Source organism: Sphingobacterium nematocida (genome assembly GCF_900168125.1).
Lineage (GTDB): Bacteria > Bacteroidota > Bacteroidia > Sphingobacteriales > Sphingobacteriaceae > Sphingobacterium > Sphingobacterium nematocida.
Window position 1 is genome coordinate 73244 of sequence record NZ_FUZF01000024.1, and the last position, 10829, is coordinate 84072.

Here is a 10829-nt window from a genome sequence, read left to right on the forward strand (position 1 = left end):
CGTCCTTCATTCTTGGTGAGCCATATGGATGATATGACACCCCGTTATGACGTTAGTGCGGTGGTATTTATGGGATCCAAATTAGGACTGGGTATGGGGGTGCAGAATCAAGGTGATCTATCCGGATTACTGCAGCTCAACTTTGGTTCGTTCGGGATCGGGTATAGCTACCAATTCAGCCCCAACGGACATAGCCTGAACCAGCGTATCTCCAACAATACACACGAAGTCGGGTTCCGGTATCGGATAGGCGGAGTGACTATGTTGTAATATAGGATATTGAGAACGAGAAGCAAAAAAGGGCATTGGAATATATTTCAATGCCCTTTTTTGAAATTGTCCCCTTTTTGTCCCTAGTGATAATAGCAATTTTTATAGGCGAATTTGTAATATTGTCTATCCAAAGACACCAAACAAATACCCTTATATGAACAGAGAAGATTATAAGACTGTGGCACAATACCAGTTGCCGCATTCGATTATGAGATCATCCATTTTTGAAAAAACGAGAGCTATAGGCGTCTCCCGTGCAAAACTAGAAGAGGAAAAACTTTTATCGGATATCGCTTAGCCATGCCTACAACCATGAAACCTCATACTACTGGATGTAAAGAAATCGTTCATTTTTTCAATAGGATACATCCGGTATCGCCAGATGCTGCTTTGTTTTTACTAAATAATACGAAGTATGTATCTGTTAAAAAGGGAAAGTTCGTTCGAAGTCCTATAGACCAGCCCGATATTGTGCATTTTATTGTCAAAGGATTGATTCGTGGGTTTATCAAAGATGAGGGGACGGAGATCACAACCTGGATCAACGGGGAGAGTAATATTGTAGGAAGCATCCGTAATCTGGGTTTGGATTACGAGACTGATGAGTACTTACAGGCCTTGGAAGATACGCTGTTGATTGAGATCAGCCGTAAATCACTCGAAGCACTCTATGAAAAATTTTATGAAGCAAATATCATCGGTCGCAGGATTCTTGAAATGTATTACAGAGATGCCGAGGAAAGGGCTTATCTATGCCGATTGCCTTCTGCAGAAAAACGCTATAGGAGATTTGAGATGACTCGTCCAGGGATGATCGGTAGAGTTTCTTTGAAACATTTGGCCTCTTACTTGGGGATGAAAAAGGAAACTTTATGTCGGGTTCGTGCAAAGTATAAGCCGACTGTCAAGCACTAAATAGATATTGATAGGATGTCAAATCGGGGTCAAAAAAGTGATGTATATCACTTTTTTGACCCCGATGACATTTTTAGGGTGATATATATCAACAAATGAACGAGAATGAATAAAGCATAGCTGAAAAAAAATATTTTTACATCGTGTTTAGTGAACGCAATGGATTTCAAGATCCCTTTTGAAATCCTTGCGGCATCTAAAGACCCAAACTACTTGTGAAAATATTAACTTGACTATGATTACACAAATGTCGTACCCTCGAAGGCAGAGGGACAGTTTATTGGCCAGATGCAAGGAGGCCTCTACCAGTCTATTTCGTTATTTCATTTTTTTATTCTTTCTGCTGCTCTATATGGGCACAGCCAAAGCGCAGACACTGGCAGCGGGAGATATAGCCTTTATTGGGGTTAATGAAGAACCCGGACCGGATGGGGGAAAGGATCATAGCTTCACATGGATAGCGCTGAAAGCAATACCAGCGGGAGAAGAGATCTTTTTTACTGAGCAGGGCTGGAATAAAAATGCTAGTGGAACACCTCAAGGTTACTGGATGTCTAATTCAGAATCTCACTTTAAGTGGACATCGCCAGCAGGAGGTATACCTGTTGGAACTATTATTCATATTTATTCAACTCCACCAACCAATACGACGTTGAATGTTGAAGGAGGTGGGGTTGCATCGGCATTATTGTCTGGTTCTATTTGGAATTTAAATGCTGGTGATCAGGTTGTTGCGTATCAAAGTAGCGGTGGTGCCAAACCAGATGGTGTCGTTCCAACTTTCCTTAGTGCAATCCATATGGACGATAATCAGGGCGTATCTACGGGATATGATCCAATTACTGGATGGACCAAGTCGGATATCGGAGCATCAGAAGGATCGGCAAGTGCCAGTCATGTGCCTCCTGGTTTGACAAATGGTGTAAATTGTATAGCGTTGTTTAATCCGTCTAATCCGGAGGCGAAAAATGCAAGGTATATAGGGTCACTTGTTGGGACAGTGGCGGAAGTACGCTCTAGAATTAATAGTCCTTCTTTTCAAATACCGAGTTATTGGGGCGTGAGTGGTGTCTCGGCTGCTTTTAATATTACACCCGGAACATATACTGTTAATATAGCGATAGGTTCTCCCGCGACACTGACAACTACTGCGGCAACCAATGTTGGAGCTGTAAAAGCTACATTAGGAGGAAATGTGACCGCTGATGGTGGCGCTTCTGTCACCGAGCATGGTATCGTATGGGGTATAGCAGCAAACCCGAGCACGGCTAATAATAAAGTGATTATGGGGGCTGGTACCGGATCTTTTAGTTCCCTAGTGTCGGGACTTCCGGCTGGTACTACGATACATTTTCGTGCCTATGCCATCAATGGCGCTGGAACAAGTTACGGTGTTGATGAATCATTTACAACGACTGCCGCATTGAACACTTCTAGTACTTCTAAAACGGATCTCTTATGTAATGGAGGAACTACAGGATCTGCTTCTGTCACTGTGATTGGAGGAAAGACGCCATATAGTTATTCGTGGTCTCCATCAGGGGGCACTGGAGCTACTGCTTCTGGACTTTCGGCAGGTAACTATACTTGTTCTATTACGGATGCAGAAGGAACGCAAATTACTAGGAGTTTTACAATTATACAACCTTCGGCCTTTACGGTAGGGACTTCGCAGACCAATGTGTCCTGCAATGGCGGGAGCAATGGTACAGCGACGGTAAGCGTGACGGGGGGTACACCTGGATACAGTTATTCTTGGGCTCCATCTGGAGGTACTGGACCAATGGCTTCAGGTCTTGCAGTAGGAGTATACACGGTAACCATTACAGATGCGAATCTCTGTCAGACAACACGTCAGTTTACCATTACCCAACCTCCAGCCTTTACGGTAGGTACTTCGCAGACCAATGTGTCCTGTAATGGAGGTTCAAATGGTACAGCTACCGTAAGTGTATCTGGGGCTACGAGCCCATATACCTATTCTTGGGCTCCTAGTGGGGGTACTGGAGCAACAGCTTCAGGGCTTGCTGCAGGTGTTTATACAGTGACCATTACGGACAATAATTCCTGTCAGACAACACGTGAGTTTACCATTGCACAACCGACAACTGCGCTTGGAGGTACAATAACGAAAACAGATGTAAGCTGTAATGGAGGTTCAAATGGTACGGCTACGGTAAGCATTACCGGAGGAACGACACCGTATACCTACAGCTGGTCGCCCTCGGGTGGTACTGCAGCAACAGCCACTGGACTGGCCGCTAATACGTATACGTGTACGATAACCGATTTTAACGGTTGCCAGATAACACGTTCGATCACGATTAATCAACCGGCTACAGCTTTGTCTGTGGCTACGGGCGGCGGTAAAACCGATGTGAGCTGTAATGGCGGCAATAATGGTACGGCTACGGTAGCGCCTACAGGTGGAACGATGCCATATTCCTACAGCTGGTCACCTTCAGGAGGTACCAACGCTACGGCTACAGGTCTGGCTGCAGGAACCTATACGGTGACGGTAACTGATTTTAACGGTTGTCAGTCTACTCGTAACTTTACGATCAATCAACCGGCTACAGCATTGTCTGCATCTACCGGTGGTGGTAAGACTGATGTGAGTTGTAATGGAGGCAGCAATGGTACGGCTACAGTAGCACCTACAGGTGGAACGATGCCATATTCTTACAGCTGGTCACCTTCAGGAGGGACCAACGCTACGGCTACAGGTTTGGCGGCAGGAACCTATACGGTGACTGTCACGGACTTTAACGGTTGTCAGACTACACGCAGCTTTACAGTGAACCAACCGGCAACAGCGCTAACAGCGATTCCATCCTCAACAGATGTTTCGTGTAACGGTGGCAGCAATGGTACGGCTACCGTAACGCCTTCGGGTGGTACACCGAGTTATACGTATAGCTGGGCACCTTCAGGAGGTACAGCTGCTACGGCGACGGGACTAGCTGCAGGTACATATACCTGTACGATTACAGATGCGAATGCATGTCAGATAACCAGAACGGTTACTATATCGCAGCCTGCAACGGCCATAACAGTAACGCCTGTAGCACAGACGAATATAGCTTGCAACGGCGGCGCTACAGGTGCAGCTACGGTGGAGGTGACCGGCGGTACACCTAACTATACCTATTCTTGGTCTCCCTCTGGTGGTACGGCAGCGACAGCGATAGGGCTGACTGCGGGTACGTATACGGTAACTGTGACGGATGCTAACGGCTGTATAGGGCAACAATCATTTACTATAACGCAGCCTACGGCTATGGTACTGACACCTAGCCAGACTAATGTAAGCTGTAATGGTGGCGCTAATGGCTCAGCAAGTGTGGCGGTAACTGGGGGCACACCTAGCTATACCTATTCTTGGGCACCTAGTGGCGGGACGAATGCTACAGCTATGGGTTTGGTCGCAGGAACTTACGTGGTGACCGTAACCGATGCTAATGGGTGTGAGAAAACCCAATCATTTACTATTGGACAGCCTACGGCTATGGTACTGACACCTAGTCAAACCAATGTAAGCTGTAATGGTGGAACTAACGGTTCAGCAAGTGTAGCAGTAACTGGAGGTACACCGGGTTATACCTACAGTTGGGCACCGATGGGGGGCACAGCAGCTACGGCAACAGGTCTTCCTGCTGGTAATTATACCGTGACCGTAACTGATGCCAATAATTGTAGCACAACGCAGGATTTTTCGATTACACAGCCTACAGCTTTAGTGGCTACAGCTGATGGTCAGACCAATGTATCCTGCAGTGGAGGAACGAATGGCTCGGCAACAGTGGCAGTAACGGGTGGTACGGGGACGTATACCTATAGCTGGGCGCCTACTGGTGGTACGGCAGCGACAGCTTCGGGTCTTACAGCAGGAACTTATACGGTGACGGTAACGGATGCTAACTCTTGTCAGACCACGCAGAGCTTTACGATTACTGAGCCTACGGCTTTGGTGGCGACAGCTGCTGCACAAACGAATATAGCCTGCAATGGCGCTGCTACAGGCTCGGCAACTGTAGCGGTGACAGGAGGAACTGGAGCATATACGTATGCTTGGGCACCTAGTGGCGGTACTGCAGCGACGGCTTCTGGTCTCGCAGCAGGTACCTATACGGTGACCGTGACCGACGCTAACGGATGTACGGCAACAGAATCATTCACGCTTACGCAACCTACCGCTTTAGTAGCGACGGCTTCGGCACAGACGAATCTGTCTTGTAATGGAGGTGCCAACGGATCGGCAACGGTAGCTGTTACGGGGGGTACACCAGGGTATACCTATAGCTGGGCGCCTAGTGGTGGTACGTCGGCTAATGCAACAGGACTGACGGCGGGTACCTATACCGTGACGGTGACGGATGCTAATGGATGTACAGCAACTCAATCATTCACGCTGACGCAGCCAGCACCTTTTGTCGTAACACCATCGCAGACCAACGTGTCCTGCAACGGTGGTGCCAACGGTTCGGCGGAAGTATCGGTAACGGGCGGAACCGGAACATATACCTATTCTTGGGCGCCTAGTGGGGGTACGTCAGCTGCTGCATATGGCTTGGCTGCCGGGACGTATACTGTGACAATCAAGGATGCGAACCTTTGCCAGACCACACAGAGTTTTACGATTACTCAGCCTGCAGCATTAATCGCTACGTCTGCTGGACAGACGGATGTATCTTGCAACGGAGGAAATGATGGAACGGCTACGGTGGCTGTAACGGGCGGAACTGGACTGTACACCTATTCTTGGGCTCCTATGGGAGGTACGGCAGCTACGGCAACAGGATTGACGGCGGGGACGTATACCGTAACCGTAACCGATGCAAACGGCTGTACAGGGACGCAAAGTTTTACCATTTCAGAAGCGTCTGCTAGCATAACAGTTGCGACTGCCGATGTGGAAGATGTCACGGTAGAAACGGCTAAAGTAGGTGGAAATGTAGGAAATACAACTTGTGTTACGGAGAAAGGTGTTGTATTTGGGACTTCGCTAACGCCAACATTGTTGGATAATAAAGTGATATCGGCTTCGGTAGGAGCTGAATTCCAGATTCAATTGACTAATCTGGCCGCAAATACAACCTATTACTTTAGGGCATACGCTATCATTAATGGCGTGGTAAGTTATGGCGATACAAAAACGTTCATGACAGTCAAAAATGAGCAACAGATCAATTTTCAGCCTATAGCGGCTAAAACATATGGGGAAGGATCATTTATTTTAGGTGATCTGAATACGGATAGAGGCTTGCCGATAACGTATACCGCTTCAATACCGGGTATTGTACAGATCGTAGGTAATCAGGCAACCATTGTGGGGGCCGGGACAACGATGATAGTAGCGACTCAAGCGGGAGACCAGACAAATAATGAGGCTACACCTGTACAACAATCGCTGACAGTTGCTAAAGCTTCACTGACTGTTACCGCAGATGCGAAAACGAAAATGTACGGTACAACGGACCCGCTATTAACCTATGTAGTTAAACTTACTGATCTTAAAAATGGGGATGCTGCTACTGTTGTGGCAGGTAGTCTCGAACGCACTGCCGGCCAGGACGTGGGCGCGTATGTAATCCAGAATAAGAATTTAACAGCAACCAATTACACTATCAATTTTATTGGAGCTGATCTTATCATTACTAAAGCACCTCTGACGGTTACTGCTGATGCCAAAGTGAAGGTATATGGTGAAGTAGATCCAGCGCTTACTTATGTGGTTAAACCTACTGACTTAAGAAACGGCGATGCCGCAACGGTAGTAACGGGTGGTTTGGAACGTGTATCCGGTCAAAACATCGGAAATTATGCGATCAATAATAAGAACTTAACCGCTACAAACTACACGATCAATTATGTAGGTGCCGAGTTGACGATCACGAAAGCATCACTTACGGTTACAGCAGAAGCTAAAACTAAGGTTTACGGAGCTGCTGATCCTGCACTGACGTATGTAGTGAAGAATACTGATCTTAAAAATGGAGACGTTGCGACGGTAGTAACGGGTGACCTAGAGCGTGTTGTAGGTCAGGATGTTGGAAATTACGCAATAAATAATAAGAACTTAACTGCTGCAAATTACGCGATCAGTTATGTAGGGGCAGATTTGACGATTACGAAAGCGACACTCACGGTTACAGCTGATGCTAAAACCAAGGTGTACGGTGCTGTTGATCCAGCGCTAACCTATGTAGTGAAAGCCTCCGATCTGAAAAATGGAGACGTTGCGACTGTAGTAACAGGTGACCTAGAGCGTGTCGTAGGTCAAAATGTTGGAACGTATGCAGTGAAAAACAAGAATCTTACAGCTTCGAATTACGCGATCAATTATGTTGGAGCGGATCTTACCGTTACGAAGGCAGCACTTACTGTCACTGCTGATCCGAAGACTAAGGTGTACGGAACAAATGATCCGGCATTAACTTATGTGGTTAAAGCTTCTGATCTGAAGTACACGGACGATGCTACGGTAGTAACAGGTAGCTTGGAGCGCGTAGCCGGTACAAACGTAGGTACTTACGCCATTAATAATAAAAATCTGGCGGCAACAAACTACGCTATCAGTTACGTAGGGGATAATCTCTCGATAACACGGGCTACGTTAACAGGTTTGACCTTTGTAAACAAAGATTTTGTATACGATGGTGCTACAAAGAGCCTGCAATTGGGTGGCACACTGCCAGCAGGTGTGGCTGTTGTTTATCAAAACAACGATAAGATCAATGCAGGTAGTTATGAAGTGACAGCTAATATCGTGGAGACACAAAACTATTTTGGTACAAGTCTTAAAGCCAATCTGTTGATCCGCAAAGCGACACAGACGATTACATTTACAGCGCCAGAGGTATTGCGCCGCGATGTAGGTAAGGTAGCCTTGGATGTGAAGAGTAATAGCGGGCTTGCGGTCACGCTTAGTGTGGATGATCCAATGGTCGCTACAGTATCTGGAACCGATCTTGAGGTATTACGTCTAGGTACGGTACGTATCACAGCCAGTCAAGCTGGAAATGAAAACTACGAACCGGCTACAGCAGTAACAGAGGTGATCCGCGTGGCTAATGAGGAACTGGTTGAACTACCGATTATCGTTCATCAGGCGGTATCTCCAAATGGTGATGGTGAAAACGAGTTTTTGATCATTGAAGCGATTAGAGACTATCCGGATAATAGGGTAACCATCTTTGATAAGAACGGGGTGGTGCTGTCTGAAATTGTGGGATATGATAATAATACCAAAGTATTCTGGGGATTAGGACATCACGATGGTACCTACTTCTATTATATCGACCTGAAGGATGGAAATACCTGGAGACGTGTAAAAGGATTTTTTCTGATTAAGAGATAAGTATCACGACCCTCACCTTCATAACATTATAGCAATGAAAACAATAAACATAATTATGAGCCTGTTGATCCTACTGCCTTTGTGCAGTAGGGCACAGCATGGGGTAAGTTACAACCAGTTTGGGCAATTGCGCAATTCGTTCAACTCTTCGCTGAGTACCATGGACGAGCGCGGTAGCTTTGCGATGCTGGGTCGCACACAATGGGCGGGTGTGGATGGAGCTCCCCGTTCGCTATGGGCTTCGGGACACGGGATGGTCTCCAAGTTGGGATTGGCGGTAGGAGGCGATATCAAACATGCTTCGCTAGGGGTGGTCAAAGAAAATGAAGTGACGGCCTTTGCCTCTAAGGCAGTTCGGCTGGACGAGGATGAATACCTGAGTCTTTCTATGGGTGGCGGACTCTTATTTTTTCAAGGAGACTACAACCGGTTGGATCCAAATGATCTTTCATTTAAGGAGGATATCAGAGAAACGGCAGGGGTGCTGAGCGTGAGCACCTCATACTATAGAAAGGATAAGTATTATTTTGGTATTTCGATGCCACGTTTTTCTTTGAATCGGAATAAAGAGCAGGAATATGAGTTTCGCAATGTCTATTACCTGACGGCAGGAGCTTTGTTCAGGCTGGACGATGCATTTTATCTACGTCCTTCATTCTTGGTGAGCCATATGGATGATATGACACCCCGTTATGACGTTAGTGCGGTGGTATTTATGGGATCCAAATTGGGACTGGGTATGGGGGTGCAGAATCAAGGTGATCTATCCGGATTACTGCAGCTCAACTTTGGTTCGTTCGGGATCGGGTATAGCTACCAATTTAGCCCCAACGGACATACCCTGAATCAGCGTATCTCCAACAATACACACGAAGTTGGGTTCCGGTATCGGATAGGCGGAGTGACCATGTTGTAATAGCAAAGCGGCCTGAGGAATATACCTCAGGCCGCTTTGATTTGATACCTATGGTATACCTAATTTTTACGGTCGATTAATCTACTGCTGCCATTCCTGCCATAGCTCCAATAGGCAATCCAGCCAAAGAAATTAGCTAAGAGTATGATTAGGATCCAGAGCAATCGTTGTGTGCTATAGAGTTTGGGATTGTTTATGGCGTGATAGACCGTGTAGATAAAAAAGCACAATACAGAAATCAGTAGGGTGAAAAGAGCTATAGAGTCAATGAATAGTAAATCCATTTTTTATTTATTGTTTAAATCTAATGTACTTAACTGACAAAGGTAATGTTTAGATGTTGGTGGGAATACGGGAACCCGGAATTGAAGAGTGGATTTGTGTTTAATGGGTTGGGTATGCTTTATGTTGCTTTGTATGTTGTTGTTTAGTAGGTTGTTGTGTTTTATTTTTAAGTTTAACGATTTAAAAGACTACTAATTTGGTGGATTATATATATATATTTGTGCTTTTAATCGTAAAAACATGACACAGCAACATTTTACCCGAATGTGTTGAGGGGATAATAAGTAGGAGAAGAGGATTATCCCCTTAGACATACCCGTTAATTTTTGTTATTTTTAGTATGAACAGAGCTTTACATACAAGTCTCGTCTGGGTGGCTATTGCCTTGGGGACAGGACAGATTTATGCCCAATCGACCTTAAATGGTAGGGTGGTCGATAAGGAAGGCCAGGCCGTAGCTGGTGCTACCGTTACGGATCTAGCTACACGTATAAAAACACAAACCAATGCAGAAGGACGCTTTACGCTGAGTATTAAAGCGGATAAGCCTGCAATAAGTATAAGTTATATTGGATATGAAGAACAGACACTGAGCAGTTTTTCCCTTTCGGAGAACTTGCTGATCACGTTGCAGCCTTCACCCGAGCAGCTGAATGAAGTGGTCGTTACTGCTTTGGGGATATCTAGAGAGAAGAAGGCGTTGGGATATGCGGTGCAAGAGGTGAAAGGTGTCGAATTGCAGACTTGGAACTGCAACTAAAAATGAGAGACTTTTTTTATGCTGCTAATCTTTCTTTACCCAACAGCATTTCTTCCATTTGCCTAGGTGTTTTGTAACCTAAAGCCGAATGTGTTCTTTTAGTGTTATAAAAACCTTCTATATATCCGAACACCTCTAATTTAGCCGAGTGCTGATCCATAAACCTTCTATGGTAGACCATCTCTGCCTTTAAAGATTTGAAGAAACTCTCCGCTACGGCATTATCCCAACAGTTCGCTTTCCTACTCATACTCTGGATTATGTTATTATCGCTGAGTATCGATTTAAATTCGCCACAAGCGTACTGGATCCCTCGGTCT

General features: G+C 45.8%; 8 protein-coding genes. 6 read left to right on the plus strand and 2 right to left on the minus strand.

Annotation, left to right across the window (positions count from 1 at the left end):
- The 5 genes from B5X76_RS19770 to B5X76_RS19785 all read left to right on the plus strand — a co-directional run.
- On the plus strand, positions 1 to 270 hold a 270-nt coding region (locus B5X76_RS19770; protein ID WP_176141146.1), incomplete at its 5' end, for a type IX secretion system membrane protein PorP/SprF.
- A gap of 157 nt (positions 271 to 427) precedes the next feature.
- Positions 428 to 571, plus strand: coding sequence for a hypothetical protein (locus B5X76_RS22070; RefSeq protein WP_176141147.1), 144 nt, complete (start codon positions 428 to 430; stop codon positions 569 to 571).
- 14 nt (positions 572 to 585) lie between these two features.
- Positions 586 to 1188: a Crp/Fnr family transcriptional regulator gene (locus B5X76_RS19775; protein WP_176141148.1), complete on the plus strand. Its 603-nt coding sequence runs from the start codon at positions 586 to 588 to the stop codon at positions 1186 to 1188.
- A gap of 235 nt (positions 1189 to 1423) precedes the next feature.
- Positions 1424 to 8548, plus strand: a complete 7125-nt coding sequence (locus B5X76_RS19780) for an MBG domain-containing protein (RefSeq protein WP_079645656.1) — start codon at positions 1424 to 1426, stop codon at positions 8546 to 8548.
- Positions 8549 to 8582: 34 nt separating this feature from the next.
- A complete protein-coding gene (locus B5X76_RS19785; RefSeq protein ID WP_079645657.1) occupies positions 8583 to 9464 on the plus strand; it encodes a PorP/SprF family type IX secretion system membrane protein in 882 nt (293 codons plus the stop codon).
- A 59-nt stretch (positions 9465 to 9523) separates the two neighbouring features.
- Here the strand turns inward: B5X76_RS19785 and B5X76_RS19790 are convergent, their stop codons facing one another.
- On the minus strand, positions 9524 to 9748 hold the full coding sequence (locus B5X76_RS19790; protein WP_079645658.1) for a PLDc N-terminal domain-containing protein: 225 nt from the start codon (positions 9746 to 9748) through the stop codon (positions 9524 to 9526).
- A gap of 341 nt (positions 9749 to 10089) precedes the next feature.
- Between B5X76_RS19790 and B5X76_RS19795 the strand changes: the two genes are divergently transcribed.
- Complete coding sequence (locus B5X76_RS19795; RefSeq protein WP_079645659.1) at positions 10090 to 10509, plus strand: carboxypeptidase-like regulatory domain-containing protein; 420 nt, start codon at positions 10090 to 10092, stop codon at positions 10507 to 10509.
- A 16-nt stretch (positions 10510 to 10525) separates the two neighbouring features.
- Here B5X76_RS19795 and B5X76_RS19800 read toward each other — a convergent pair.
- The coding region (locus tag B5X76_RS19800) for an IS3 family transposase (RefSeq protein WP_139375417.1) at positions 10526 to 10829 on the minus strand (304 nt) is incomplete at its 5' end.

Excerpts from the sequence above, each read along its gene's own strand:
- B5X76_RS22070 (WP_176141147.1), top strand. The coding sequence starts at position 428 with ATGAACAGAGAAGATTATAAGACTGTGGCACAATACCAGTTGCCGCAT.
- B5X76_RS19775 (WP_176141148.1), top strand. The coding sequence starts at position 586 with ATGAAACCTCATACTACTGGATGTAAAGAAATCGTTCATTTTTTCAAT.
- B5X76_RS19780 (WP_079645656.1), top strand. The coding sequence starts at position 1,424 with ATGATTACACAAATGTCGTACCCTCGAAGGCAGAGGGACAGTTTATTG.
- B5X76_RS19785 (WP_079645657.1), top strand. The coding sequence starts at position 8,583 with ATGAAAACAATAAACATAATTATGAGCCTGTTGATCCTACTGCCTTTG.
- B5X76_RS19790 (WP_079645658.1), bottom strand. The coding sequence starts at position 9,748 with ATGGATTTACTATTCATTGACTCTATAGCTCTTTTCACCCTACTGATT.
- B5X76_RS19795 (WP_079645659.1), top strand. The coding sequence starts at position 10,090 with ATGAACAGAGCTTTACATACAAGTCTCGTCTGGGTGGCTATTGCCTTG.